The sequence below is a fragment of the Pseudomonas sp. DE0157 genome, from assembly GCF_007678615.1.
In the GTDB taxonomy this organism is placed as follows: Bacteria; Pseudomonadota; Gammaproteobacteria; order Pseudomonadales; family Pseudomonadaceae; genus Aquipseudomonas; species Aquipseudomonas parafulva_B.
In genome coordinates, this window is the sequence record NZ_VEJN01000007.1 from 148450 (window position 1) to 175275 (window position 26826).

Sequence of the window (26826 nt, forward strand, 5' to 3'; positions counted from 1 at the left end):
ATGTGATCGAGGATGACCAAGGCGTCAGCGGCTCGAGGATCACCAGGTGTGAGGTCTGCGAGCATCCATAGCGCTTTCCGCCATGCGGTTTCGCGAAGGTGCAGATCGTCATCACTGGCCATTGTGCAATTCCTAGTGGGGTTTACGACCGAGCCCGCCCTCGCCGGCGAGCATGCCCTCAACGAACTCGATGGACATCTCCAGTTCGCCCTCGGCTTCCTTGAAGACCGATTCAAGTGATGGATGAGCGCCTGAGGCGCGAAGCTTTGCTATCAGATCCAGGAACTCTCGGCCTTGGGCCATGGGCATTTGGATGCTGCAGTACACGGTGTCCTTCGCGTCACGACTCATAAGTGCCTCCATCAGAATTTGTCTTGCTCGGGCACGCCCTCCCGGGCCGGCTGGCGTGAACCGAGCCACCATTCGGCGTCTCGGCCCTTCGGGCTTTCATCCTCGCGCCTGCGCGCTCCGCTTGCCTCGCATCCATGTCAGCATATCAGCTTCCGGAGTACGACCTGGGCGATTGCTCTCTAAGAAATCGCCCTTAAAATTGGGCACCCCTATCTTAATGGTATGTTCTTAACATACTGATTTTAATGGATTTTTTCTCTCGCTTCCTTGACCACTCCAGCGTCATAGTCTTCATTTCTTGTTATCCCCCCAGGAGAGGAATAGCCATGAGATCAGCACCTCTTTCTACCCGGGAAGGTGGTGAGCTTGCCGATGAGTTCCTCCCTGACGAAGAAGGTGTTTTTCAGCTTGCTGGCATCTCCGCGCTCGTAGTCAAAGGGCACTCATTCTTCATCACTAGGTACGGGAAACCCTAACTGTTCATAGACGCACCCGAGCAGTGGAACAAGCCTCAGTCTTACGGGAGAGCCAAAGATGATCATAGAGTCGACCCTCGCAGCCGTTGCGGTCAGCGTAGTTTGCGACCGTTGCGGCCAGGCTTGCCCTACTGATGACGGCCATCCCCAGTACGCCGTGCTGAGCGCGGTGTGGAAATCAGGCTCGCAGCAAAACCCCGAAGCCTATGAACTCCATCTTTGCGAGAGCTGCTTCTTTGCCACGCTTTCAACGATAAAGCGTGAACGCTGGGCCCAATTGATGTTCTCTGAGGAAGCTGACTCCTTACTCTCAGACGCGAATTTCGGCCGATCCGACAGGGCTTGAATGGCGATATCACGTGAGGAGAATATTTGTACTCCTTGGCAAAAAAGCCTTACCAGGTACATCACCGCCTTGAGCTGTGATCTAGGAGGGGAGACATGATCGAGGACGGTGTGAACTCACTCACGGCACGTGAGATTTCGCAGGTTCTGCGAGAGGCGGTGTTCGGTCGAAGCCACATGCGAAAGACCGGGCCCCAGAACTGGGACGAGATGTTTGTCGGCCTTTTCGTGATCGACATCGAGGGTTGGCGTATCACCATTTTCAATGACTGTGATGAGCTGGACTACTGCGAGCGCTGCGAAAGTCCGGATGGGAGGGTTTGGTGTTTCGACTCTGGAGATCGATATGGGACAGATCCGATTGCGCTGCTCAGTACCTGGGAGCACGGCATGCTGGAGAGTCTATTGAGATCGCTTTGAGAGTAACCATACCGTGCTCGGGCAGCAGGTGATAACTTCCGTGTCGGGACTACAGCAAGTCTTCTTCGCGCTGCGTCATGAGCTGTCTCCGGAGATTGGGTTTCACCTCTACCCTGGCCCATACATCGCTTGCTTTCAATGAGTCCATCGTGCACAACCTTCCTGGACGCAGGCGGTAGACGGCCAGCAGTCATCCTTGCTTCATTGACCTAAAACCGAAGGCCTACCTATGACCACAGAATCGAGCAAGGGGAACGAGAAGCAGGCCCCTGATGCTTACGACCGTAAGCAAACTCGAAAACGGCCCGCTTTCTTGAGACAGGAAACGCTTGATCGGATTGCCAATGATCACGCGAATGACCTCCGAGAGCTTGGTTCGAGCGATAAAAAGCGTTGAAATGGCTTGACTGGCCCAACCCAGCGAGCCTACGAAGACAAAACCGTTGCTCTCCTCCGCACTCTCACGCTAATGAGTCCTAGGAGCGGGCCTACCGAGCGCGCCCAGCTGATAATCCGTCACTGCCTGAAATTGATGTTCGGCAATGAGGCGCAGGCGCTCAAGCTCTGTACCTGAGAGACCATCTGCTTGGGCCTGGTGGTACCGCTTCAGAGCTTCTACCGCATCCGTGTACATGGGATGATCAGGAGGAAGCATTTTGCTCAGATCTCTAGCCACTGCCACACCTCCAGCTGATTGATGTACACGACGCCATGATTTCGTTAGGTGTAAGCAAGCAAGGTATTGGTAGCACCCCATGACCAAAGAAGATAGCTGATGAGACGAGTACGGCTGATTCGGCACGGCCAGACCGCTGCCAACGTAGGCCAAGCGAGTCGAGATCATGAAAGCATCCCCCCTGAGCCAGCGAGGTCAGGAGCAGGCAATCACGATAGCGAGGTCGTTTACCCAAGCACCTGAGCTCATCGTGGCCTCCCCCTTTGCGCGAGCCCAAGCGACAGCAAGAGAGACATCAAAAGCCTTCCTTACAGTGGCGGTTCAGACCTGGCCAACCGGCAGGGTGATCGCTATCAATATCTCGGATGACAAGTTGAAATTAGCGCGTTCGCTGGGTGCAGTGGCAGCATCCACACTGCAGGGCAGTGAAGCGTCACACTTGAGGGCTGTGGTAGATGATCGCTACATCCTCGCACAGCGTCTCATCCGCCATTCGAATGGGCGAGACTTTCATGCGCTCCACGATAACGGTAGAGAAGCCAGGAAGCTCCGGCACGTCTCCGTCTCCGAAATGCGGGTGGCACAGGACACCACCAGGATTCAGTAGAGCTCGCATTTTCTGAGCTCTGGACGCCCGCTGGGCCTGCTCTCCATCAGCACCGCCCTCTCCCTTCTCGCTCGAGTGGTAGTCAAACGGGTCGAAGAAAATGAAGTCATAGCGCCCTTCAATACGGCATAGATTCCAGTCACCGCAGAACGGTCGCACCGACGGATGATGCTGTGAGAACAACAACAAATCTTGGTAGATGCTGGTCTCTATTTCAAAAATGTCGTGCCGCTCAGGCTTGAGATACTGCTGTATCAACGCAGCGGAGATGCCCAGACCGAAGCCGATTTCGAGAACGGCGCGAGGCTGAAGATGCGCGAGCTTGGAGAAGAGCGCTTTGAAATATTCCTCTTCGGTACGCGACATGACAACCTGGCCGTTCCAAATGAGGACATCGTTACTTTTCTCGTCAAATTGCAGGTCTATTGAGCTCATCGATTTCTCATTGGAAGCAGTGATTACGCTTGAAGTCTGAGCCTGTGAGCCACGCGCGGACGGGCTCTCAGTGCGTGGGGCAGAAACAGAAACCTCAGGGCTCGCTGATCTGACAGCTTGGTCAAGATCTCGATGCCAGACAAGGACGAGCTGGGTATCTCCAGCCACCGTAGCCTCCGCAAAACCGGCATGTTCAGCCGCCTTGCGGGACGCAACGTTGGACTTGCGCATATGCGCGTAGATGACATCGTATTGGCTATTCAGGCAGCAGTGCTGGTAGGCAGCGCGGCCAATCTGCCGCCCTTGACTCGGTCGATTCAAGAAGACATGGAAGGAGGCATGGCGGCCACGGGCTGCGTCTTCGACCAAATTGATATAGGCAAGTCCAGCACGCTTTCCTTCGGCAGAGATGATCCAAGCCTCGCCTCCTGGGCCACCTCCACGCTCACGGCTTCCCGGGGCACGAACGAACTCCAGCTTCTCGAATGGTACGGGCCCGAGCTTCGACTTGGCCTTCACTGCAGGAGGCTTCGGAGTTTTACGCGCATTAGCCTTGGCTCTTGGAGTGCTTACCGTTCGCGCCATGGCAGCTCCCCCAAGCCAACGAGAAGTCGATCGCAGCTTTCAGCCCAGAATTCAGCTGGAAAGAATCCAGGAGAAAATGCGATCACGATGTCTGCGAGTCGCTCCACCAAGCCGTGCCGGTGCAACGCACTGGTGAGCGCGTCGATCCTTTTCAGGACTTGGGACAATGAATCATTCAATGGGCCTGGGTGCTCGATATGATCACTGTCGCCATCGTACCGGTTGCAGAAATAATCCATGTCCACGTGAAGGAGGATGGCTGCGTTTTCCTCCGACAGGCCTTCAAGCCACGCATCAAGGTCATGAGTAAACCGATACCGCCCTCGCCCAGCCCCCTTCTCATCTGAGGTCAGTGAGATAGCAGGACGGTAGGCGGATGGGTCGAGCAACGTATCGACCATCTCCTCCAGAGTGATCTGCGAATCGATGGTGCGGACGCATTTGGGGCCCTGACAGAGATGGCGTACATCGGTGTTCGGATACCGATGCAAAAATGGTGTGAGGAAGCTCCCCATGCCCAGAGCGCCACTCATGATTGCACTGGTTACTGAGTGCGGCTCATGCAGGTCAACAGGCTGCTTGACGATGGGATCAAGCCAACCACCCGGTCGGTTAAAAATACGAGGCGACCCCAGATCTTTGTGGTCATCTACATGGAGAACTGTGATGCCTTGGTGCAGTGGCGTTCTCGCCAGCCACTCGCTCCAACTTTCCAATGTCCACGTGTCATTGAGCGCTAACAACAGCCTCCCTCTGCGCTTACGGGCCAAGGCCATGTCCTGGTACTGGATATCACCCCCCCACCAAGCCAACCCCTCATCAAGCCGAGGATCGACATAACGGTATGGATCATCCGACCAGTTCAGAGCCAAGACCCATTGTTCATCAACGCAGGTAGCTAACGCGTCCTTATCACAGAAGTAATCTCGAAGCTGCGCATGTCTCTCGTGTACATCAGCCGACAGGCTGGACAACGGAACGGTTAGCGGTGAACTCATCTGGCTGTATCCCTTCTCTGGATGCACTGCTCAACACATCGACCAAGCGTTGCCCTATATCCGTCAGCGGGCATTCTTTGAGCGTTTCGAACGCCTGCCGAAGATGCAGGTCGGTATCAGCGATCTGGTTAATAGCCCGCGAATGCAACTCGACTGGGCCGTGCTCACGGACGTGAAGCCAGAAGCGCCTGAGCTCCACGAATACGAACACCGCATGGAGCAGACCTGATGGTGGACGCAGATCCTCACGCCATGGAGAGACGACCTGTGCAGTAGTGCGCTCAACCGTGGGCGCGTATCGCTCCAAGAGATAGAGCTTCTGATGGCGGTGCTCGTGAATCAAGGAATCCGCCAAGTCGTAAGGGTCGATCAGTCGATCCCCTTGCGAAATCGAGACGTACAAGGCTCCCGGAACAGAGTTGTCGCTGAAGGAAACAATCTTGCGCGGGTCTGCACTGGGATCACGGATGAACTGGATAGCACTGCAGGCTGCCTCCATTTCAGAGGCTAGCGCCGGACGCCATGCCTTCACTATCTCCATTGCCTCCTGAACCAGCGCTCGACCTGCTGCTGCAAGCTCATCGCCTTCAAAATAGATGGCGGTGCCAAATGGCGCCCTTAGCCAAAGATCATCCTCTGCGACTGCGAACCCAGCACAATCGCGCCGCTCAGCTTCAAAAAGCAGCCCGGCCAGGTAATCGGCATTTACAGTGATGGCCTGCCCATCTACAGCCAGCAAAGCATGCCCCCTACTTTGAGCCATGGCGGCGCCTGCCCAGGCGATAGCGCCCGGTTGCTGTGCCTTGCGGGCAAATGCCCCATCGCCCAACGAGCGCAGTTGAATCGTACGAGGATCGTCAGGGTAAAGATCCAGCGCCCCCTGCAGACCTTGTACTGCATCAGCATGGGCACCGGCACACAACCATCGCAGGTGGGTCTCGGACGCCTCAGCCAACTCAAATTGGACAAGGTCGAATGTGTCAGGAAGTGGTGTCAGCTCTTCGACCTGCCACTCCTCACTCAGGTGCTCGCTCAAGCGCTCGGTGATGTGGGCCACCAACCGCTTCATCTCGTTGCAGTACACCGTGGGATTGGCGAATCCGTCCTGGCCGAAACGGTGAGGAAGTGAGCCGCCACCGCAGATGTCAACGATCGCACACGACTGACACGCCTGTGACAATCCTTCTTTGCGCAAGTAGCGTCGGTGCTGCGCAATCTCCGGCGATTTCGCCACTTCTGCGATCGGGGTATCCAGGACAGTGCCAACCAATCGAGTGGCGCCATCTTGGGTAACTTTCAAGACATCAAGATCGTGATAGCTGCCGTCCGTTTCGATAGACAGCAAACTCACATCGCCAAAGCCAAATGCATCAGTCCCCGAAGGGAGCCCCGCGCACACATCAAGCAATGCCTCAAAGGTGCGAAGCGGGATGTGTGGGTACTCATCGAACCAAACATCAAACGCATTCACCAGCCACTGCTCATACAAACCCGGATCCTGATTACGCCCAGGAGGTGGACGAAGCCAGTGTGCGTCAGGCAAGAGAAAATCCAGTCGTGGAATTTTGAACTGGTTGAAGTATTGAAAGAGCTCAGCTGCGCTGGTCGAGGTATCGACGACAGCGATGACACCCGCGAAAACAGAGGGGTAATTTTGGAGACGAATGAGAGCCTGTTCAGTCTGTTCGAAGCTTGAGCGACCCTTGCGGGTCAAGCGGTGCCTGTCATTGGCTAATTTGGGCCCGTCCAGGCTCAGCGAAACACCGATATCCTCCGCCGCAAGAATCTGAAGTGCCTCATCAGTCAGAAGCAAGCCATTGGTTTGCAAACTGATGTCAACAGGGATCGAGCAACTCTGACGAAGAAGCGTCGCGAAGTCCGCCAGTGTTTGCGCGCCTGCCAGCAGCGGCTCTCCACCATGCAGAATTACCGCACAATGATTCAGATCACTTTGGATCACGTATTCCGCGAGCTGTTGGGCAAATGCCCTGCGATGTTCGGCGGAAAGGAATTTGGGCATGGAGCGCCAACTCTGATCCGCGTGATGGTAGACGTAGCAGTAATCGCAATCGAGGTTGCACCGCGATGCCACTTTTACCAGAAACGACGAGAACTTAGCAGCGTCCATGCAGGCGACTCACGAACGGTTGTGGCGGTGGTGCATACGGTCATAGCTAGTGATGACCTGGCCAACATCCGACTCAGTCAGCACACGCGAGCGCAGACGCTGAATGGCCGGGTTGGTGCTTTGCCCTTTGGACAGGCGGCGGCGAATTGCCGAAGGGGTCGATTCTTCGATTTTGACTGCTGCAGACGACATTACGTAACTCCTTACATATTGAAGTGCCATCATCGCTGATCGAATGAGATAATTTCAAGCACCGGATCCAATTTGTAACAGATCAGCATCTTGGGGCACCAAAGGCGATCTTTAAACGCAAGACAGCCGAATTTGACGTACTTTATGCACATTTTCTTCCTAAAATAGGATTTTGTCCGCCTTTCATTAACAGGCTCTATGAGGTTGCAGACGGCGCCACTCGCCCGAGGGGTGGCACCGGTGCCGAAAAGATGTGCAGGGACAACGGGGTGGAAACGTTTTGGTGCAGGGCGTCTTGTACAGCCGTCGGCTACTTCGTCATATATCGATCAACTACCGAGCGTAAATCGCGGTTGCGCTGACCATAAGTCTCAATGGCCTACTGATAGAGCTTCACCTCCGAGCCTGAGTGGATTACAACCACTGGAATGGGTGGGGCAGTCTCCAGCCGTCTATCCCAGCCAAGAAGGTATGAAACTATTAGGTTGACCGGGAAGCTCCCTTCATGCGCGCAGCCTGCATCCCTTGCCTACAGGAGCTCAGGTGTACAAGGAGCCAGACGAGTTGGGTCAACCTCTTGAGGGCGAACACTCGAAATGATCCTTACCTCAGACTTGAGCCCCCTCATGAGGCAGTTCAGTTGGGAACCCAAGCGTTTCGTAGTCAATGCGCTCACCTGCGTAACCTACGATCGAGAACAGGAGTTCGTAGAACAACTTGATATTTGCAAACGTCAGATCCACCATCCGTTGCCAGTCTTCGCGGCCTTCCCCGGCAGCCACCGCATGTGCCGTTTCGCTTCTTAGCTTGTTCCACTTGGTCGCGAGCGTCGGGCTAATTTCAGCAGCCTCCGTCAGGGCACGAAGGGCTGTTTTGGGTTTGAAGTGACCTGAACCGCCGAGGCAGGAACGAAGGAGGTTTTTGACCCGTTCATCAATCTCAAGGGCCATGACCGCAGGGACAGCGCTCTTAGCCAGCGCGGCAAACTCAGGGTCAGTCCCAAGCGACTCAAAATAGGCCTTGAGCACGCCCTCGATACAGACGCTCACGTTCAAGGCCATCGACTCCAGGCCCGCTTGCCATGCCCTATTCAGCTTGTTCCAGTTATCGTAGTAGACGCCTCCGTTCAGCTGGAAAAAATCAACGAGTAAGTTGAAGACGGATCCGAAAAAGTCGGACGGACACCTGAATGGAATTTCTATCGGCGGGAAAAGCTGTTGGTTACTCAGGTCGACGTCCCGGGAGTAAAGCTCGATAACGGAATGCCCCTCCCAGATTTTTTCGGTGACGCCCAACTGCAGGCGAACACCACTGAGCACGTTCAAGGCTTTCTCGATTGCCTTTGCTACTCCTTCGTGCAGCTCGCCTCCTATCACCGAGACATCACACCCCGATACATCCTTCGTGATAGTGACGGTAGATGCGCCGCGTACGAACTCTAGGCCTGGCGCCACCGACAAACGAGATGACGGGAAGTGCGGATGGTCAAAGTAAACCTGATGGAGCGTAGGCTGACGAATTCCAGCGAGGGGATGACGTGAGCTGAGGAACTCGATCGCCCCTTGGACAACGCAAAAATCGTGACGGTAAGTGCCACCAGCGGTATCCACTCCTTCAGCCGTCCAGGTTTTCCCGGCGAGATCGACCCCCTCAAAATCGAATAGAGAATGTTCGGTGATCAACTCTCCAGCTTGTCCAGAAAAGCTAAGGGCCATGTGGCGGCTCACTTCATCGCTCATGCACGCATGGTAGAGCACATACTTCAGCCGACCCTTATTGAGATGGACATGGCCTGGCCCGCTAAAAATGATAGGGGTGTCCGTGCGGCGCTGGGTCAAGGTGATGCGACTAAAGTGCAGTAGCATTTCACCTCGGATGTACGCTTCAACATCCACACCATGGGCTTTGGTCATTTTAAGTTCCGTCCGTCTTATGAATGAATCGAAGTCGCTGAAGAAAGAAGCATGCTCCATCACTAGCTCCGGCGCATTGTCGTCGGAAAAATAACTGAGCATTACGGCCTACAGAGCAGCTGGAAGATCGGTCTGCTTTGCCTCGTTGCTGCTGCCGTCCAGATCGGAGTCACCTGCTTCCAACGCTCGCAGCGACAGAAAGATCAGTACTGACGAACCTGATACTGCCTGGACTCTACTTTCACTTAATTTTCACGCCTGTTTGGGCACTCTTCAGCTATCCCTATCCCGTCGCTCGAAGACTGACGATAGGGAACCAGTCCTCCAGCAGTGATCTGGGCAATTTTCAGGATATTCAGCAACTCTTCGCCTACGACCTCGGCTTTGATGTTCAACCGTCTTTCTCGGAGGTATGCCAGCTCCGCGCCAGAATTCGACGACAACCTGATGAAGTCCTTCCGGCCCAAAGTGATCTAGGGCGATCCTCCAAAGGAGCACCTCATACGAAACGTTGATGCGATTGCCGGTCATGTAATGCGAGTCACCAGCATCGAGGTCTTCCCTGCGAAATTTTTCGGTGTTCAACGGTAAACCATCGAGTTGATTGGATACCGATAAGCTGCCTCAAATTCTACGCGGAACTGCTCTAAATCCAGATCCGTAGACCTGCGTGAAGGGGCTGAAAGGCGGGACAAAACGCGGGTGTCGCGCCCTGCCCCCCTGATGCTTAGATCACCTACTGGGTATGGCAGACGTTGGAACACGTCCGGCAGCCATTCGACTGCGGGTAGGTATTACGCGCCTGGCGCACAGCAGTCACACAGGTCGTGTGGTAACCGAGGTCAAGGCGGTTGTGAGGGGCAGGTAGGAAGATGCACGTACTGGTGTGCACTTCATGGTCACCATTGGCCTGCTTGTTCCGGTTCACGAAATACTGGGCCATATCAGTTGCCTCGCTCTTTGTTCGATTGAGAAAGCACCGACCCCGCAAGGGCTTTGGTGGTGGCGTTGTACTTGTCGCTTTCCAGAACCCGGCTGGCTTTGGTCTCCATCTCGGCACTGGTTTGCTTACCAGTGGATGCCTGCGACATAGCCGAGCCGGCCAGTTCCTTCTGGATCGCAGAGGAACTGCCACTGCGAAGGACTTCGGAAGCCAGGGTGGCTACAGTGGAAGAGGTTTGCTTCGTATTTTTCGGCACGATGAAGTGCTCCTGTCTCTACGTCGGATTAAATAGGCAGGAGCAACCCTTGAGCGGAAAACCGGGCTGGATGGTTGACAGCCAGAGTCGGTTTTTCTCTAATGCGCGTCCCACCAATGTCCGCATTGGGTCAGGGAAGGCGGATATGCGTGCTCGGCGACCAAACTTTGCACGCATACCCGCTGCCTTTCTGAATCCGCAGTGCATCCGTCAAAAACACAATATATGGGGTTCCTGACGGGACGAGATACAAGATAATGGGGCATTTTTGACAATGCAAGACGCCCCCTTGTGGATAACTTGTGCGCAAACTGTTTGTTGGATCCATTTTTTTCCTGTATGGATGCACAGGCCTTCAAAACCGGGGCTTTCAGCCATCCCCGCTTGTAATATTCTGAAACACTTCCACGAATAGACCCCTTCAAAGCCCCAACAGGCGGCGTTTTGGCGATCATCTATGGCGCCAAATTGACGCCAAACCTCTGCTCATCTAGCGATACTCTTCACCTATTTTTCACGAGTGCTGAGTGAGACTCTGCCATACCCCATGTGTGATAGATGCTCAATTGCCCGCCTAGCAGCGGGCTTTCTTTTGTCCGTAAATTGCCCCGTCTAGCCCGCTCCCCCGAGCTATTGCCCACCTCAATGGGCAGCCCAGCGTCCTACATGGACACCTTTCTAAGCCTCACGCTTCCACTCCAATAGCTACTCAAATGCAGTGTGGGATAGGCCCTCGAGCCATGGGATAACGCCGGCAAAGGCGCGCAGATATGTCCTCATGCCGGGCTCCTCAGCGCCACCAGATGAGATCTCCACATCCTGGCCATAGCGACTACAAAATCACTGAAACTATCATAAATTAATCATTGACGATGTACTATTTTGCCATTAATCTCTGCCTACACCTTCTGAACAGGCGGACATGATGAGCACCTATTGGCGTAACCAGTTCGAGAAAAACTTCGTTTCACCCGAGGAGAAGATCGACCTGGACGAGATTCTCCAGGAAGCCCACGACGTCTATTGGGGGTCGCTGGGTGCCTCACTGATTAAATTTCATGGAGAAATCGACCCCGCCCATTTGGCGACTCTCGATCAGATTTACCAAGGTGAGATCCCTGTTCAGGCGGCAGCTAGAGACTGCTATGACTACGCAATCAATGGTCGGCTGAAACTCGCCACGAATGGTGCAGAGCAAACCCGAATGAACGACAGCTGGGGACGTTTGGCCACACTTGTGCTGTCTGCCAGACCCGACATCGAAGTCTTCTGGCCAAGCATCCGCGACCGTCAAATGACTTTACCTGGGGGGCTCGAAAAAATTCTGTTCCACGCTCTGATTCGGGCACGCCTAGACCTCGATACCCACCCGGCATTTCAAGATGACGAGGCGCTGCCCATGTTCTTGTCGGGGGAAGATCAAAGCGGATATCTGACCCTCAAGGAAATTGCAGTGTTGGGGCAAATGACCGAGCGAGCAGTACGCAATGCGGCTCAACCCACCGCAGCTGACCAGCTTCAAACACGTAAAGAACAGAATCAGACGGTGGTCGACTCGAACGAGGCGTTGCGCTGGCTGAAAGGACGCCGGGGCTTCATCGCCACCCGCGCTGACTAACCCAACGCCCAATCACCATAGGACACGATCATGAGCCTCGAACAATTCAGCACCCTGCTCTCCGCCACTGCCTACGACTTCACCAACAGCCTGCCAGCGGAGCTGTTGCTAACAGCTGAGGGCAACCTACAAACCTTCTATGCCCCCTTCGACCACATCAATACCGGCGCCCGTATCGTGATATGCGGCATCACCCCAGGGTTGCAACAAGCCAGCCGCGCCCTGGATGAGGCGTGCAAACAACTTCGCCAAGGCGCCTCCATCGAGCAGGCCAGGGAAGCTGCCAAAGCAACCGCCAGCTTTGCTGGGCCTATGCGAAACAACCTGGTCAACATGCTTGATCACATAGGTGTTCACACACTGCTTGGCATCGACAGCTGCGCTCGACTCTTCGATACGCACCGTCATCTGGTGCACTACACCTCGGCGTTGCGCTATCCAGGTTTTGTAGACGGTCAGAACTACAGCGGCAGCCCAGCCATGCTCAGTCGCTCCAGCTTGCGGCGCCAGGTTGAAACCCACTTGGCGGAAGAGGTCAGAGTCTTGGGCCCGCAATGTTTGTACGTACCGCTCGGGCCGAAGGTGGCTGAGGTCTTCCAGCATTTGCAGGCCACAGGTCTGCTGAAAGCCGAACAAATTCTTGACGGGCTCCCTCACCCATCTGGCGCTAACGCAGAGCGCATCAGCTATTTCCTCGGCAGAAAACCCCGAGATGAGCTGTCGACTAAAACCAATCCGACAGTGTTGGACAGCGCCAAATCCAAGATCTTGGACAAGCTGGCAAAGCTCCAGGGGTTAGAGCGCTTTTAATCGGGCGGTGGAGGTTTCACTTGCTGTAGATCTTAGTCACCGCCTAGGGTGGGGCGGCAATTCCCCCTCTCTCTCGCTGGGTTCGCCCAGCTTACTGCTCAGCAGTGCAGCGGTTCTGGTCTTCAGTAGCCGCTTTTTTCTATGCTCGTTTCGCGCTGTATCAATCGAGCAATCGCCTCATCATTTACAGTACACCGTCCATAGCTCATCAACCCGTGAGGTAAAGCTCTGGGTCATCATCTCCCAGCGTATGCCCCATGATGGATCGACAGGCACGCTTGCCAACCGCATCACCCCCCAACCCCACTTGCCGTTCACCGCATCGAGCGCCCCCAACAACTTCTCACTCGCCACTGGCTTCTGATATTTCATTCTGACTGAGCAGAACGCTGTCTTCAGGGCATGGAGCATTCGCACTCATTACGTCGGGCCGCCTAAGCCATCGACTGGAGCGAAGATCCAGCCTTGCTTGTGCGAGTGCTAGGGTTTTCTGCTTATCGAGCACGACTGAAGAGAAAACCACATGCGAGCCGCTCAGGCACCAGTCGACCGGCTGCTTTCGGCCTTCATGATGGAACGTAAACAAAAGACGGCTATCAGCCTCTTCGCAGATGCTGACTCGACCATTTACCTTGCAAAGTGCTTCGACCTTTTGCCGAAATTCGGGCATCTGCATCGGCATATCCCATCAGACTCGGCGAATATTCTTCAGGATTTCCCTGAGTGCAGTTTTTCTGGCTATATGCCACTATTCGGATCTTTGTTCGGTTTCCAACATAACCAACACAAGACGTCAACACGTTTGCTGTGCTGACGATGACGACATGACGGAAAGAATGATGGAAAGCTAGGATAGCTTCCTTCAAGGAGATGAAATGCACGAAAGCACCATTGACCTGTTTCGCGATGAATCCCTTCGATTGCTGCAAGTGGAGATCGACCTGCTGCAGCGCATGAAGGATGCGAAAGGTGTTGTTGTCGAAGAGCACGCCGAGGAGCACCAGACCTTCTCGTCAGCCAGTATCGACAAAGATCTGAAAATGCTCAGTGGCGAGATGAGCAAGCTGGAGCGCCTGGAAATGGTACTGGCTGTTGTCGGTACCATGAAGGCCGGTAAGTCCACGACCATCAACGCCATCGTTGGCACTGAAGTGCTACCCAATCGCAACCGCCCCATGACGGCGTTGCCAACGCGGATTCGCCATACGCCAGGTGTCAAAGAGCCCGTTCTGTTGTTGGAAAACAATGGCCCGATCAATGCGCTGGTGGACAAGCTGCGGAAGGTTATTTCCAAATCGGGTGGTAAAGAAATTCTGGCGGCCAACGCGCACGATAAAGACATGACGGCGCTGCTGCAGTTTATCCTCAGCAAGCAACCCTTCGAGCATCGTCATGAAGGCCCGGAAGCCATCTTTTGGTTCCTCAGGAGCCTGAACGACCTAGTTCGACTGTCTCAAGCACTAGAGGTTCAGTTCCCGTTCGACTGCTACGCCAGCATCGATGACATTCCGGTTATCGACGTGGAGTTCGCACACCTGGCGCATCTGCCGGGCAGCGTGGGCAGTCTCACACTGCTCGATACTCCCGGCCCGAATGAGGCCGGCCAGGTTCATTTGCGTCATATGCTGCATGAGCAATTGAAAAATGCCTCGGCAGTATTGGCTGTTCTCGACTTTACCCAGCTCAAGTCAGATGCTGACCATCAGGTGCGCGAAGCGCTTGAGGAAATTGCCGACGTTGCGCAAGGACGCATGTTTGCCCTAGTCAACAAGTTCGATGAAAAAGATCGCAACAGTGACAATGCTGAGCAAACCCAAAACCTGGTTGCCGAGTCCTTGCTCAAGGGGCGCCTGGACGTTTCGCAGGTTTTCCCAGTGTCGTCGAAGCTGGGCGATCTGGCCAACCGGGCCAAGCGTGAACTGGATATAAACGGCTGTCTTCCGCCGATCAACGGCGAAATCAACGCTTGGGTCGAAGACTTTGGGAAAGCTGCCTTCGGCGCGATGTGGGAGATGCAAATTGAAGATCCAGACACGGTAAGGAAGACCGCCGACCTGTTGTGGAAAGCGTCGAAATTCTCCGAGCCGCTGGACAACGTTATCCGCAAAGCCCACAGCCAGGCGGCGATGCTGGCGATTTCCTCGGCCGCCGCCAAGCTGGTGGACATTTCCAGCAAGCTGAATAATTTTCTGGACGTTCGCGAGGTGGCGCTGGGAAAGAGCGCAGAAGAGTTGATCGGGCAAATCAACTCTTTGCTCAGTGATATTGAGCGAATCAGTGACCTTGAACGTCAAACCCATGCCGACACGAAAAAGGCTCTCAAAAATATCAAGGTGAGGATGGAGCGCGCGTTTGACGCGATTCGCAGCGACATCAACGATGAGATTTCTGAAGGTTTCATCGCCGCGAAGAAAACAGAAGAGCAACAGTCTATCGAGACTGCAATCGCTAGCTCTATGGGGTCATTACGTGGGTTCTTGGGGGTATGGGATGCACTCAAGAGGCAGACTGCTGGTCAAACAAAGCAAGCATCACGTAAATCGGGTAGCAAATTTGGTCGAGAGTTCGATGAAGATAATCCGATCATCAGTCTGAACTCTCGAGAGGACGCAGAAAAAGTTGTCAAGGATATTGAAGAGGGTGTTCAGCAAATCATCGACTCAAATGAGTCGCGTCTGATCAAAGACTCTGATCAAATCCTCAAGGATTTTCGTGTCACCTTCGAGCAGGATATCTCGACTCAAGCCAGCTCCATCATCGGTGAGCTTAATCAACGGCTCAACGGCTGTGGCTTTTCGATCGAAATCAAGATGCCCTATACACCCGCACTGTCTATGCGCGAAGGCCGTGGCGAATTATTGCGTGGCGTCATCGAAAGCAAGCAGCGTGCAGTAACCAAGCGTCGTCGCACCACCAGCTTGTGGGGGCGCTTGTGCGAAGTGTTCGATACCGATGACTGGGGTTGGGAGACTTATTCTACGACGGTTGGTTACTACGAAGTGGACATCGACAAGGTCAAGGGCTCTATCGACAAAACCATTGATACGCTGTTCGCCGCGTTGGCTACTGCGATGCTTGAGACGATCGAGAAGCCCCTGGAAGAAAGCGTCAAGCAGTTCTTCGATGAGCTCAAGCTGGCCGTGGAGTCGCTGCGCAGTGACCTGGCACAAAGCATTCGTGACAAACAAACCAGCCAGGAACAGCAGAAGGCACTAGCTGAGCGCCTGGCCGAATTCAAGCGTCAGGTGCCGGGGCTTCAGCAGGACAGCGCGGCGCTCAAGCGAGACGTTCAACCGCAAGAAAGTGAGGTCATGGCATGAGTGAGTCAAATGCCATACCGCCGAATGCTGAAGTTTGCCAACTAATGACCTGCCTGCCGGAAAAGTTCGTCGTGGATTTTGCCAATGGCATCGATGTGGCCCGCGAGCGTCAGCGTCACATGGCTACGCGAACCGGTTTTTTCTCGCGGTTATATGATGGGTTTACTGGGCAGGGGACTCGTCATCAGGCCGAGATCAACGCCAGCCTGACCGACGGCATTGAAGGTTCGCTGATTTGGTTGCAAGACCTCTCTGAGTCCTTGGCGCGTAGTAATCATGCGATTGTCCAGATTCAGTCCCGGGTGAATGGGATGAAGCACGATATGGCGCATCTCATTGACTATTCAGTAACCACTCGGCAAGCACTCAACGAGCTTTCACAGCGACTGGATGAACGCTGTTATGCATTGGAGCAGCAGGTCGCTCGCATCGATATCCTGCAGCAGGCCCACCTACACCTCGATGGTGTGTTCAGCAAGTGGGGGGCGGGGCGCTTCAATGGCCTGAGTTTCTCTGCCCGCTGCTATGCCGCCCTGGAAGAGCTGCGCTGGGGAGCGTTTGGCAATTACTGCCAGACCGTGTCGGGACATGAGCGTCAGCAGCAACTGGAGCGCCTGGCCAACCTAGCCATCATCCAGTTGAACCAGGATGCCAGGCTTACCCCGGGCGAGCGTATTGCCACCCGCGAGCGCTGGCTGGCTAGACCGCCAGCCAACACTGCCTGGTTTGATGGTGAACAAGCGGTTAGTTACCTCGGCGACTGGGCTGATCCGTATTTGACACCGTTCTCGTATGCGGTATCGCAGACGCCTGACGAGTTGCCCCTGCATTTGCCTCGGTTAGGCTCAGCTCAGCGCATGACTGAAGGCATGATCAGTGAGCTGTTCATGGAGGTTTCGTCATGACCGAAGCGATGAAAGTTGGCCTGGTGTTATCGGGTGGCGGCGCTAAGGGTGCCTACCAGGTTGGCGTGCTCAAGGCTTTGCGCGAGCTGGGAACGCAGATCGACGCCGTATCGGGGGCGAGTATTGGAGCCCTGAACGGTGGTGTTTTGGCTTCGGCCCCTTCGTTGGATGTGGCCATCGAACGCCTGGAGCGGCTGTGGGGGCGCCTAGCCATGGACTCACCGTTGAGCATGAAAGCGCCAGGTTATCTGACTCTGCTTGTGGCTGCGGGCTTGCGCGTGCAGGGAGCGGGTATCGCCCTGGGCATTCTGCACGCGGTACAAGGTATTGCTCAACGGCTGGATTTGGCGTTGCCGAGCTGGCTCGAAGGGGCTGACGCAGGTGTTCTCGATGACCAACCATTAAAGGCACTGATGAATGAGTTTCTGGTCAGCAAAGATCTCGAACGAGGTCTGCCGTTATACGTATCCTCATATCGAAGCGGTGGTGGACTAGGGGACATGGCGCGGGCGCTGAGTGCTGAGTTTGGGCTTGCTGATACGCCGGATTCCGAGTTTTTGCACATCCAGTCCCTTGACGAGAAGGTTCGCAAGGACGTGTTGTTGGCCTCGGCAGCCATTCCATTGTTGTTTGCACCACGTCGTATTGAGGGGCAACGTTACTCGGACGGGGGTCAGGGTGGCTGGCAGACCATGCAGGGGAATACACCGATTACTCCATTGCTCGAGGCTGGCTGCAACCTGGTGATCGTTACCCATTTAAGTGATGGCTCGTTATGGAGCCGGCAACGTTTTCCTGGCGCCACCATCCTCGAAATCCGGCCGGGGCAAAGTCTTAACCGCGCCACCGGCCCGCTTGGTGGTGCGCGCGACCTACTGGGGTTCGATACCGAGAAAATCCCGTCCTGGATTGAACAAGGCTATAACGACACCCTGCACTGTGTCGGGCGAGTCATGGCCGCTCAAAAGAGTCGCAACGCATTACGTGCATCTGAGACAGCATTGTCCGCGATCCAGAAAGATTCGCTGCAGGCTGACAAAGTACTGTCTGCTGCAATGGAGCGACTGAAGTAAGTGCGTGCCTGGGTGGCAAGGAGGGACGACGTCATTATGTCGCGCCTCCTTGTCACGCCGGCAGGTATTCCATCCTGAGTGACTTTCATGCCTGTGCCTATGCGACCTATACCCAGTACTGCAGCTCATGCAGCTGGAGCTATACGGTTATTCCGCAGAGCGATGTACTGTTTCCAGGGGACTGGCTCGACCAGTGTCCGGCCTGCGGAGCTGCACCCTTGCAGCTCCGCGCAGCGACTCCTGTGGAGTTTCTTGCCGCCCGCCTCAAGCAGCTATTGAAGTACCGACGGTGATGTTGCCTTGATTGAGTCATTGTCAGAGACATACTTGGCGCTCGCCCATATTGGTCAGTTTTCGGTCAGCGGCAACATCCCTAGCGACCTTTAACAGAGCACGAGCTGATACGAGGCATGATCAGAGAGCAAAAAGCAGATGACTCCTTATGTCATGGCTTTACATAGGAGGCTTAATCGAGCAAGCTGAGTCAGCAACTCGCCCCATCTCCCATAGGCTCCGCTAAATTATGAAATCAGCACTGAAGCCAACAAGAGCGCTTACTGCAGTATTGTCAGTATGTACGCTCCTTTCAGGATGTACGAACAAAAAACCAGACACTACAACACACACCATGGTTAGTGCGCCTGCGATAGTGACACAAACACCGGAGCGACTCATTGAGGTGAAGGTAGACGAGTTTACTAAGGAAACTATCTACTACGGCCCTGAAACGCTCTCTTTAAGCGAGCAAGCACAGGATGGGCACTCTGGTGCGTTTGCGTCACTCTACGCGTCCAAAAAAGGGGCAGATATATCTTACGGCCTGCGCTTTTATGCAATACGCAGAGCCCCAGCATCGTCCGGCTATCTATTCATTGAGTCGGCAGTCGATACTAACTCAATGGATCTGCCGGTAAATATGGTGCAGCGGGAGGTCGACTGCAAGCGAGCATTATGTGAGTTTAGTGAGAATGGCTTCATATCAATTTCTCGACAATATCTTCAAAGCCGAGCTAAGACGGGCATACGAGTGCGCCTAAACGGGAAACGCGGTAGTCCAATCATAAACGTACCGGCTTCAGATGTTTTCGAATTTTTGGCGAAGGTACCGCCAGCATAATCTAGCTCCAAAGATTTAAGCGCCGGGTCATTCGGTCTGGCGCTAGTCTCGACAAACTGCCGGATTATCGCAGCCTGGATCGAGCGAGCCGAGCAACGCGATCATGGTGATCATGACAAAAACGCCTACGGCGCTCGGACAAGCTGGGGGGGGCGTGACATCGTTCAGCCGCCCGTACTGTTACTCCTCACTCTGAAACGATCACCTGCGCAACTGATCCAACTGCAGCATAAAAATTCCCGCACTTCCAATCCAGGCCAGCCATGCGGACTCTACCTGCCAATAGTTGAGCATGAACTCCGCCTGGCTCATGAATAACACGGTCGCATTCAACGAGAACAATAGCGCCGGCCACTCGGATCAAAGCCTTCGGAATGACCTGCCTAACTACAACCATGCCTCACAAAGCGTTTCAGCTTGATTGAGGATCAGCAGCGCTGCCTCTTCCGCTTGGTCGGGCGGGTATTTGTATTTGCGCAGGATCCGCCGCACCAGGATGCGCAGTTTGGCCCGCACGCTTTCACGACTGCTCCAATCGACACTGACATTAGCCCGCAGACTGGCGGTCAACTCGTGGGCAATTTTGGCCAGGATCTCGTCACCCAGCTCGCGCACCGATGCCTCGTTGTTGGCCAAGGCATCGTAAAATGCCAGCTCGTCATCGTTGAGCCCCAGCGCATCGCCACGTTGGCTCTCGGCAGCGAATTTCTTGGCCATCTCGATCAGCTCTTCAATAACCTGCGCGGTTTCGATCGAGCGGTTCTGGTAGCGTTTGATCACATTGAACAGCAACTCGGAGAACTTCTTCTCCTGAGCTAAGTTGGTGCTGTAACGGCTCTTGATCTCGCCTTCAAGCAAACGCTCCAGCAGCTCAACCGCCAGGTTCTTCTCGGGAAGATTGCGCACCTCGGCGAGAAAGGCGTCGTCGAGCAGGCCGATATTAGGTTTATCTAAGCCCACCGCTTGGAAAATATCTACCACGTCACCGGAAACCACGGCATTGCCGATGATCTGGCGGATAGCCAACTCGCGCTCTTCGTCGGTCTTTTTCTGCTGGCTGACTTCACGCTTGATCAGGATTACCTTGATCGCCTGGTAGAATGCCACTTCCTCGCGGACGGCCTTGGCTTCATCCAGGGTGCAGCACAGGGTGAAAGCCTTGCTCATGGCCAACGCGGTGTCGGCAAAACGCTTCTTGCCGTCCTGTAGGCCCAACACATGATTAGCGGCCCCGGCCAGCAGCTTGTGTCCACCAGTGAGGAAGTCACTGCAGTCGAAGCCATGCAGCAGGCTACGCAGAACGTCGAGCTTTTCCTCCAACACCGCATAGGCTTCATGAGCGTCTACGGTAGGTCGGCCTCTACCATTGCTGCCGGTGTACTCCTTGAGCGCGGCTTTCAGCTCATTGGCGATACCGATGTAGTCCACAACCAGGCCGCCCTGCTTGTCCTTGAACACGCGATTGACCCGAGCAATGGCCTGCATCAGGTTGTGGCCCTTCATCGGCTTGTCCACGTACAAGGTGTGGACGCAGGGCGCATCGAAACCGGTCAGCCACATGTCGCGGACGATCACCAACTTGAGCGGATCTAGCGGATCCTTGAAGCGCTTTTCCAGGCGTTTTTTCTGCTGTCCGGAATAGATGTGCGGACGCAGCAAGGCCTTGTCTGAGGCGCTACCGGTCATGACAATCTTGATCGTTCCTTTCTCCGGATCGTCGTCGTGCCACTCGGGGCGCAACGCGACAATCTCGTTGTACAGGTGTACACAGATCTCGCGACTCATGGCTACCACCATGGCCTTGCCGGGCATCTGCCCCATGCTCAGCAATCCTTGGTTACGCGCCTCGAAGTGGGTGACAAGGTCGGTGGCCACACTTTGAATGCGCGGCTCGGCCCCGACCACTTTTTCCAGGGCGGCCCAACGACTTTTCAGGCGCGACTGTTGGTCGTCTTCTTCATCCTCGGCCAGTTCATCGACCTGATCGTCAATCGCGGGTAGCTCGCGGTCATTCAAGGACAGCTTGGCCAGGCGTGATTCGTAGTAGATGGCAACAGTCGCACCATCTTCGGTGGCCTGCTGCATGTCATAGACGTGAATGTATTCGCCAAACACCGAGCGCGTGTCGCGGTCTTCACTGGACACCGGGGTACCAGTAAAAGCTACGAAAGTGGCATTCGGCAGCGCATCACGCAGGTGCTGAGCATAGCCAACCTGGTAACGGGTCTGACTCTCGCCGGTCTGTGACCCCTCCGTCATTTTCAGCTCGGCACCAAAGCCATACTGAGTGCGATGTGCTTCGTCGGCAATGACCACGATGTTCGCGCGGTCGGACAGCACCGGAAAAGTATCTTCATCCGCACCCGGCATAAATTTCTGGATCGTGGCGAAGAAAATGCCACCACTGGGTCGATTGGCCAACTTACTACGCAAGGCACCGCGTGACTCCACCTGTACGGGCTGCTCGCGCAATAGATCCTGGGACAACGAGAAGACGCCGAACAACTGCCCATCCAAATCGTTGCGATCGGTGATCACCACGATGGTCGGGTTCTCCATCATGGATTCCTGCATCACCCGGGCGGCGAAACAGGTCATGGTGATGCTCTTACCCGAGCCTTGGGTGTGCCAGACGACCCCGCCCTTATGGCTTCCGCCGGGACGCGAGGCGCTGACCACCTGCAGAATCGCGGCGCGCACGGCGTGGAATTGGTGATAACCGGCAATTTTCTTCACCAGCCGGCCGTCATCCTCAAACAGCACAAAGTAGCGCAGGTAATCGAGCAACATTGGTGGCGCCAAGGCACCGCGCACTAAGGTCTCTAGTTCGTTGAACTGACCTAGAGGATCGAGATCCTTGCCGTCGATGGTGCGCCAGTTCATGAAGCGTTCGGCATCGGCTGACAACGAGCCCATGCGCGCTTCGCTGCCGTCGGAAATCACCAGGATTTCGTTGTATTGGAACAGATCTGGGATCTGTTCCTTGTAGGTCTGGATCTGGTCGAAGGCTTTGCCCAGGTCGGCCTTCACATCCGCCGGGTTTTTCAGTTCCAGCAATACCAACGGCAGACCGTTGACGAACAGGACGATGTCCGGGCGCCGGGTGTGTTTAGGGCCCTGGATGCTGAATTGGTTGATTGCCAGCCAGTCGTTGGCTTTTACTTCCACCCATTCAATCAGACGCACGAAGTCACCACGGGTTTCGCCGTCTTTTTGGTACTGTACCGGTACACCGCTGACCAACAAGCGATGGAACAGGCGGTTGGCCGATAGCTGTACCGGCAGGCCCAGCTCGAGCACCTGCTTGAGCGCATCTTCGCGTGCGGCCAGCGGCACCTTGGGATTAAGCCTAGCGATGGCGCTGCGCAGGCGCTCGACCAAGACCACCTGACGGTAATTCTCACGCTCAGGGTTCTTGCCGTCATAGGCGATGGTCGGCCCGTACACCGGGGTGTAGCCCACTTCGGCCAGCCAGTCGAGCGCTTCCTGTTCCAATTGATCTTCGGTCATTCCACTTCACTTCCTGTGTCCAGTTCCCCGGCCAGCTCCGCCTCGATCTCGGCAATGCTTGGGAGGTTGCGGCCCAAGGTTTCAGGCAAATCGAGCAAAAGCTGGTATTCGGCGACGCCGATGGGTTTGTCGATCCCGGAGAGCGCGTACTCAGCCACCAGACGGTTTTCCTGCTTGCACAACAGCAGGCCGATGGTGGACTTGTCGTCTTCGGCCTTGATCTGTGCATCCAACGCTGCCAGATAGAAATTCAGTTGGCCGGCGTGTTCCGGTTTGAAGGCGGTGGCCTTGAGCTCAACCACCACGTAGCACTTGAGCCGGGTATGATAGAACAGCAAGTCGATGAAGAACTCGTCTCCCCCAACTTCCAGGCAATATTACCGGCCGACGAAGGCAAAACCAGCCCCCAATTCCAGCAGAAACGGGTGATATGCCGAATCAGCCTGGCTTCGATGTCGCGTTCCTGAGCGTCGTGACCCAAGCCCAGAAAATCGAATAGGTACGGATCCTTGAGGGTTTCCCGAGCGAACGCCGAGTTCGCGGCGGGCAAACGGACGACAAAGTTGGACTCCGCCGAGCTCTGCCGTTGCTGCAGGCGACTCTTGATGTTCAGCTCCAGAGTACTGCGTGACCAGCCCTGCTGGATGGTTTGCTGTGCATACCACTCGCGCTCGGCGGGACTGTCCAGCTTGGTCAGCAGGGTCACCACATGCAACCAGGGCAATTGGGCAGCAGCCTGCTGCCCAAATTGACCATTCGGGCAGTGCTCGGCGAAAAACGCCATGTACTTGAGGTTGCGGCTGGAAAAGCCGCGAATCTCGGGAAAAGACTCGGTGAGGTCACGGGCTAGACGCTCAATGACTTTTGCCCCCCAGCCCCGGGCTTGCTGACGTTGGCGAATGTCGCTGCCGAGGCGGTGATACAGCCGCACCAGCTCGGTATTGACCGCCAGGGCGGCGCGTTGCCCGGCCTGGGAGATGTCGCCTTTGAGTTGAGTCAGCCAGTCGGCGTAACCCTCGGGTGGTGCGGGGAGCTTTCCTTTGCTCATGCACACACCGCTTCGATCTGTGCCTCGTCTTCCGGCAGGCGCAGCTGGCCGGAGATCAGGCGCGGCAGCAAGATGTCACGGATCTGAGTGAGCGTTTGAATTTTCAGACGGTTTGCATAAACTCGCTCGAAAATGGGAAATGCAATATCACTAAAGGCAATATATAACGAATCATCTGCAATCGCCAATCGGAGTTTTAAAACTTGATCTGGCTTGACTCGCTGATGGCTATTAGACGTTCCCGTAACCAGTTGACACAACTGCTGCTGAAATTCAGCCGAGTTGAACAAGCAGTAAATCAGCTCTTTACTGCTAGCCGCTGTGGGTGAATAGGCCAGGAATTCAGTTGAACAAACTGCATTTTTCCCATGCCTAACCGGCAGCCAGACCCTCGGGATATGTGGATTCAATTTCGATAGCAGTACAGCATCCTCTGGCAGAGGCGTTTTGTTGCTCTTTATTGACTCGCCGCGCTCAAGCACTGGGGACTGACCGTTATCAAAAGCTGGCAAGCTGTAGTGCTCAAACAATTCATTCGGTGATGCCAGTGGGTTTACCGAGCCCTTTTTCTGAGATGCAATGTCAGCCACACAGCCAGCTTTCCATCCCCTCGGAACTAACCCTAGCTCGGACTCTTCAAAGCTATCCGGAAACAGCGCCGATGTAGCTGCATCCAGTCCTTCTGGTTCAAGCCCTTCCGCCTTGGCGCGCACAGGCTCGAAATCGACGAACCAGGATTTGAACAGGGCCTGGGCTATGGCTTCCAAGGTAGCGTTGGTTCCTCGGAGCAGGGTGATGCGGTCGGTCACAGCATCGAGCACCTCGACAATAATCTTTTGGGTAGGTAAATCAGGCAGCTCAATTTCGAGGGATTTGAGTGCGGAAATTGTCAACGCCCTCTGGGTAGAACCTATTGATATCTCGTCTAGCCGTTGCTGAACGGCCGAGGATGACAGCCAATAAAACAAAAATTTAGAGTCGATTTTTGAACTAAAATCACGGAACCAAGTGACATTTCCATCCTTAAAATAAAAATCACCGTCCCCAGAAACATAATACGGAACACCTAGCGTTCCTACGGATGTAAGAAGAATGTCACCATCTTGAGGACTGCCGAATTTTCGCTTTATGCCCTGATACTGCTCAGAAGTAATGAACAGCTCAGTCGATATTGCATTCCCTTTTGAGCGCTCAATTACTTCTTTCCCACGATAGAATGGAACCCCACTTGAAACATAGTCCACCATATGGATACGCTTGCTGGACGTTACTTCTAGCAAATCGTCAAGGCGATACAGCTTAGAACTCATAACCCAGCCCTCCCAGCTTCTGCCGGATTAACTGGTCGAGCTCACTACCTTTGGCTAGCTGCTCACCTAACAGGGCTGTTAGGTTCTGCATCTTGTCAGCAAAGGCTTCGTCGTCATCCTCGATCGCTTCGGCGCCGACATAGCGACCGGGCGTCAGCACATGGCCGTGCTCGGCGATTTCAGTCAGGGTCACGCTGCGGCAGAAGCCCGCCACGTCGGCGTATTCGGCAACCTCGCCACCCACATCCAGCGGCTCGCCGCGCCAGTTGGCCACGGTCTGGGCTATGCGCTCGATGTCGCTATCCAGCAGCTCGATCTGCACTCGGCTGATGTTCGTGCCAAGCTTGCGCGCATCGATAAACAACACCTCTTTGAGGCGTTTGGTTTTCTGCTTGGCCAAAAACCACAGGCAGGCGGGAATCTGCGTGTTGAAAAACAACTGGCCCGGCAATGCGACCATCACTTCGACCACGTCGGCCTCGACCATGGCGCGGCGAATATCGCCTTCGCTGTTCTGGCTGGAGCTCATCGAGCCGTTGGCCAGGACGATGCCGGCGCGACCGCTGGACTTGAGGTGGAACAGCATATGCTGCAGCCAGGCATAGTTGGCGTTGCTTTGCGGTGGCGTGCCATAGACCCAGCGCTGATCACCGTCGAGGCTGCCGTGCCACCAGTCACTGACGTTGAACGGCGGGTTGGCGAGGACAAAGTCAGCACGCAGATCGCTGTGCAGATTATGGATAAAGCTGTCGGCCGGCTCCTTGCCCAGGTTGAAATCGATGCCCCGAATGGCCAAGTTCATCGCCGCCAAGCGCCAGGTAGTCGGGTTGGACTCCTGACCATAGATTGAGACATCACCGAGTTTGCCGCCGTGGGCCTCAATGAATTTTTCCGACTGCACGAACATACCGCCCGAGCCGCAGCAGGGGTCGTAGACCTTGCCGTGGTGCGGGTTAAGCACTGCCACCAAGGTCTTGACGATACTGGCCGGGGTGTAGAACTGCCCGCCACGCTTGCCTTCAGCACTGGCGAATTGCCCAAGGAAGTATTCGTAGACTTGGCCAAGCAAATCGCGGGCTTGGTGGGCATTGCCACCGAAGCCGATCACGGAAATCAGATCGACCAGCTCGCCCAGTTTGCCATTCGGCAGTTGGGCGCGAGCATAGCGCTTGTCGAGGATGTTCTTCAGCGACGAGTTTTCCGCTTCGATCGCGGCCAGGGCCTCGTCAATGCGCTTGCCGATGTCGACCTGTTTAGCGGCGGCACGCAGCTCCTCCCAGCGCGCCGCTTCCGGCACCCAGAACACGTTGACTTCTTTGTAGTAGTCGCGCTCTTCCAGCTCGGCGGCCAGATATGTAGGGTCGTCACCGCCCAGGTAGTAGTCATCAGCGGCGTCGGCAAAGCGCCGTTCCAGCTCGGCCCGACGGCTGGCGAAGCTGTCGGAGATGTACTTGAGGAAGATCAGGCCGAGGACGATGTGCTTGTACTCGGCGGCGTCCATATTGGCGCGCAGCTTGTCGGCGGTGGCCCACAGGGTCTTTTCCAGATCCTGCACGGTACTGTTGGTGGGGCTGACAGCCGCCTTGCGGCCCCGCGCTTTTTTCACCGGCTCGGTTTCTGCCTCTACCTCGGCTTCGCTCGGCGCCAAGCGGGCGCGGGCCTGCTTGAGTGCCTGTTCGGCCAAGCGGCTGGCCTGCTCGACCTCGGTGTGATCCGTCATGGACTGCTCCTAACCTTCGACACAGTGAACTGTGCGGTGACAAACGAAAATCCTGAGCTATGAGCACAGG

General features: G+C 55.3%; 19 protein-coding genes and 2 pseudogenes. 8 read left to right on the plus strand and 13 right to left on the minus strand.

The window, feature by feature from the left end; translation table 11 throughout:
- Window positions 1-132: 132 nt before the first annotated feature.
- A complete protein-coding gene (locus tag FS777_RS11445) occupies window positions 133-351 on the minus strand; it encodes a hypothetical protein (RefSeq protein ID WP_145255518.1) in 219 nt (72 codons plus the stop codon).
- A 917-nt stretch (window positions 352-1268) separates the two neighbouring features.
- Between FS777_RS11445 and FS777_RS11450 the strand changes: the two genes are divergently transcribed.
- A complete protein-coding gene (locus tag FS777_RS11450; protein ID WP_145255521.1) occupies window positions 1269-1592 on the plus strand; it encodes a hypothetical protein in 324 nt (107 codons plus the stop codon).
- A 466-nt stretch (window positions 1593-2058) separates the two neighbouring features.
- On the opposite strand, the gene FS777_RS21695 is transcribed toward FS777_RS11450, so the two are convergent.
- On the minus strand, window positions 2059-2247 hold the full coding sequence (locus FS777_RS21695) for a hypothetical protein (protein WP_256675172.1): 189 nt from the start codon (window positions 2245-2247) through the stop codon (window positions 2059-2061).
- Window positions 2248-2367: 120 nt separating this feature from the next.
- Here FS777_RS21695 and FS777_RS11460 point away from each other — a divergent pair.
- A pseudogene (locus FS777_RS11460) lies at window positions 2368-2602 on the plus strand (phosphoglycerate mutase family protein); the annotation flags it as partial.
- A 99-nt stretch (window positions 2603-2701) separates the two neighbouring features.
- On the opposite strand, the gene FS777_RS11465 reads toward FS777_RS11460, so the two are convergent.
- The 6 genes from FS777_RS11465 to FS777_RS11495 form a co-directional block, all read right to left on the minus strand.
- Window positions 2702-3895 carry a hypothetical protein gene (locus FS777_RS11465; RefSeq protein WP_145255527.1) on the minus strand — a complete coding sequence of 398 codons (1194 nt, stop codon included), beginning with the start codon at window positions 3893-3895 and terminating at the stop codon, window positions 2702-2704.
- A complete protein-coding gene (locus FS777_RS11470) occupies window positions 3880-4893 on the minus strand; it encodes a hypothetical protein (protein WP_178091261.1) in 1014 nt (337 codons plus the stop codon). The genes FS777_RS11465 and FS777_RS11470 overlap by 16 nt, the downstream gene beginning before the upstream one ends.
- Window positions 4850-7021 carry a cyclophane-forming radical SAM/SPASM peptide maturase YhhB gene (gene yhhB / locus FS777_RS11475; RefSeq protein WP_145255530.1) on the minus strand — a complete coding sequence of 724 codons (2172 nt, stop codon included), beginning with the start codon at window positions 7019-7021 and terminating at the stop codon, window positions 4850-4852. The genes FS777_RS11470 and yhhB overlap by 44 nt, the downstream gene beginning before the upstream one ends.
- A gap of 9 nt (window positions 7022-7030) precedes the next feature.
- Entirely contained in the window at window positions 7031-7213 is a 183-nt protein-coding gene (yhhA, locus tag FS777_RS11480) for a YhhA family cyclophane-containing RiPP (protein ID WP_044047097.1), read from the minus strand.
- Window positions 7214-7821: 608 nt separating this feature from the next.
- Window positions 7822-9228, minus strand: coding sequence for a hypothetical protein (locus FS777_RS11485; RefSeq protein ID WP_178091262.1), 1407 nt, complete (start codon window positions 9226-9228; stop codon window positions 7822-7824).
- An 842-nt stretch (window positions 9229-10070) separates the two neighbouring features.
- Window positions 10071-10325, minus strand: coding sequence for a hypothetical protein (locus FS777_RS11495; RefSeq protein WP_023128610.1), 255 nt, complete (start codon window positions 10323-10325; stop codon window positions 10071-10073).
- Window positions 10326-11250: 925 nt separating this feature from the next.
- Between FS777_RS11495 and FS777_RS11500 the strand changes: the two genes are divergently transcribed.
- The gene (locus tag FS777_RS11500; RefSeq protein ID WP_145255532.1) at window positions 11251-11943 is read left to right on the plus strand and encodes a hypothetical protein; all 693 of its coding nucleotides are present in this window, start codon (window positions 11251-11253) and stop codon (window positions 11941-11943) included.
- Between the two features lie 30 nt (window positions 11944-11973).
- On the plus strand, window positions 11974-12753 hold the full coding sequence (locus FS777_RS11505; protein WP_145255535.1) for a hypothetical protein: 780 nt from the start codon (window positions 11974-11976) through the stop codon (window positions 12751-12753).
- A gap of 180 nt (window positions 12754-12933) precedes the next feature.
- On the opposite strand, the gene FS777_RS11510 is transcribed toward FS777_RS11505, so the two are convergent.
- On the minus strand, window positions 12934-13164 hold the full coding sequence (locus FS777_RS11510) for a DUF4113 domain-containing protein (RefSeq protein ID WP_145255538.1): 231 nt from the start codon (window positions 13162-13164) through the stop codon (window positions 12934-12936).
- A 112-nt stretch (window positions 13165-13276) separates the two neighbouring features.
- On the opposite strand from FS777_RS11510, the gene FS777_RS11515 reads away from it, so the two are divergent.
- The 4 genes from FS777_RS11515 (at window position 13277) to FS777_RS11530 (ending at window position 18051) form a co-directional block, all read left to right on the plus strand.
- Entirely contained in the window at window positions 13277-13567 is a 291-nt protein-coding gene (locus FS777_RS11515) for a hypothetical protein (RefSeq protein WP_145255541.1), read from the plus strand.
- Window positions 13568-13628: 61 nt separating this feature from the next.
- Window positions 13629-16073, plus strand: a complete 2445-nt coding sequence (locus tag FS777_RS11520; RefSeq protein WP_145255544.1) for a dynamin family protein — start codon at window positions 13629-13631, stop codon at window positions 16071-16073.
- The gene (locus FS777_RS11525) at window positions 16070-16978 is read left to right on the plus strand and encodes a diguanylate cyclase regulator RdcB family protein (RefSeq protein WP_145255547.1); all 909 of its coding nucleotides are present in this window, start codon (window positions 16070-16072) and stop codon (window positions 16976-16978) included. The genes FS777_RS11520 and FS777_RS11525 overlap by 4 nt, the downstream gene beginning before the upstream one ends.
- Window positions 16975-18051, plus strand: a complete 1077-nt coding sequence (locus tag FS777_RS11530; RefSeq protein ID WP_145255550.1) for a patatin-like phospholipase family protein — start codon at window positions 16975-16977, stop codon at window positions 18049-18051. The genes FS777_RS11525 and FS777_RS11530 overlap by 4 nt, the downstream gene beginning before the upstream one ends.
- 1504 nt (window positions 18052-19555) lie before the next feature.
- Here the strand turns inward: FS777_RS11530 and FS777_RS11540 are convergent.
- The 4 genes and pseudogenes from FS777_RS11540 to FS777_RS11555 form a co-directional block, all read right to left on the minus strand.
- Window positions 19556-22678, minus strand: a complete 3123-nt coding sequence (locus tag FS777_RS11540) for a type I restriction endonuclease subunit R (protein ID WP_145255553.1) — start codon at window positions 22676-22678, stop codon at window positions 19556-19558.
- Window positions 22675-23726 (minus strand): annotated as a pseudogene (locus FS777_RS11545) (YhcG family protein). The gene FS777_RS11540 and the pseudogene FS777_RS11545 overlap by 4 nt, the downstream one beginning before the upstream one ends.
- Window positions 23723-25036, minus strand: a complete 1314-nt coding sequence (locus FS777_RS11550) for a restriction endonuclease subunit S (RefSeq protein ID WP_145255557.1) — start codon at window positions 25034-25036, stop codon at window positions 23723-23725. Before FS777_RS11550 ends, FS777_RS11545 begins: the two are co-directional and overlap by 4 nt.
- Window positions 25026-26756 (minus strand): class I SAM-dependent DNA methyltransferase, encoded by a 1731-nt coding sequence (locus FS777_RS11555; protein WP_145255561.1) that lies wholly within the window; start codon window positions 26754-26756, stop codon window positions 25026-25028. The genes FS777_RS11550 and FS777_RS11555 overlap by 11 nt, the downstream gene beginning before the upstream one ends.
- Between the last annotated feature and the right edge of the window lie 70 nt (window positions 26757-26826).

What these genes read in the sequence shown, in the direction of transcription:
- FS777_RS11450 (WP_145255521.1), top strand. Translation starts at nt 1,269, where the DNA reads ATGATCGAGGACGGTGTGAACTCACTCACGGCACGTGAGATTTCGCAG.
- FS777_RS11465 (WP_145255527.1), bottom strand. Translation starts at nt 3,895, where the DNA reads ATGGCGCGAACGGTAAGCACTCCAAGAGCCAAGGCTAATGCGCGTAAA.
- FS777_RS11505 (WP_145255535.1), top strand. Translation starts at nt 11,974, where the DNA reads ATGAGCCTCGAACAATTCAGCACCCTGCTCTCCGCCACTGCCTACGAC.
- FS777_RS11530 (WP_145255550.1), top strand. Translation starts at nt 16,975, where the DNA reads ATGACCGAAGCGATGAAAGTTGGCCTGGTGTTATCGGGTGGCGGCGCT.
- FS777_RS11485 (WP_178091262.1), bottom strand. Translation starts at nt 9,228, where the DNA reads ATGCTCAGTTATTTTTCCGACGACAATGCGCCGGAGCTAGTGATGGAG.
- FS777_RS11520 (WP_145255544.1), top strand. Translation starts at nt 13,629, where the DNA reads ATGCACGAAAGCACCATTGACCTGTTTCGCGATGAATCCCTTCGATTG.
- FS777_RS21695 (WP_256675172.1), bottom strand. Translation starts at nt 2,247, where the DNA reads ATGCTTCCTCCTGATCATCCCATGTACACGGATGCGGTAGAAGCTCTG.
- FS777_RS11510 (WP_145255538.1), bottom strand. Translation starts at nt 13,164, where the DNA reads ATGCTCCATGCCCTGAAGACAGCGTTCTGCTCAGTCAGAATGAAATAT.
- yhhA (WP_044047097.1), bottom strand. Translation starts at nt 7,213, where the DNA reads ATGTCGTCTGCAGCAGTCAAAATCGAAGAATCGACCCCTTCGGCAATT.
- FS777_RS11540 (WP_145255553.1), bottom strand. Translation starts at nt 22,678, where the DNA reads ATGACCGAAGATCAATTGGAACAGGAAGCGCTCGACTGGCTGGCCGAA.
- FS777_RS11445 (WP_145255518.1), bottom strand. Translation starts at nt 351, where the DNA reads ATGAGTCGTGACGCGAAGGACACCGTGTACTGCAGCATCCAAATGCCC.
- yhhB (WP_145255530.1), bottom strand. Translation starts at nt 7,021, where the DNA reads ATGGACGCTGCTAAGTTCTCGTCGTTTCTGGTAAAAGTGGCATCGCGG.
- FS777_RS11515 (WP_145255541.1), top strand. Translation starts at nt 13,277, where the DNA reads ATGCGAGCCGCTCAGGCACCAGTCGACCGGCTGCTTTCGGCCTTCATG.
- FS777_RS11525 (WP_145255547.1), top strand. Translation starts at nt 16,070, where the DNA reads ATGAGTGAGTCAAATGCCATACCGCCGAATGCTGAAGTTTGCCAACTA.
- FS777_RS11550 (WP_145255557.1), bottom strand. Translation starts at nt 25,036, where the DNA reads ATGAGTTCTAAGCTGTATCGCCTTGACGATTTGCTAGAAGTAACGTCC.
- FS777_RS11470 (WP_178091261.1), bottom strand. Translation starts at nt 4,893, where the DNA reads ATGAGTTCACCGCTAACCGTTCCGTTGTCCAGCCTGTCGGCTGATGTA.
- FS777_RS11555 (WP_145255561.1), bottom strand. Translation starts at nt 26,756, where the DNA reads ATGACGGATCACACCGAGGTCGAGCAGGCCAGCCGCTTGGCCGAACAG.
- FS777_RS11500 (WP_145255532.1), top strand. Translation starts at nt 11,251, where the DNA reads ATGAGCACCTATTGGCGTAACCAGTTCGAGAAAAACTTCGTTTCACCC.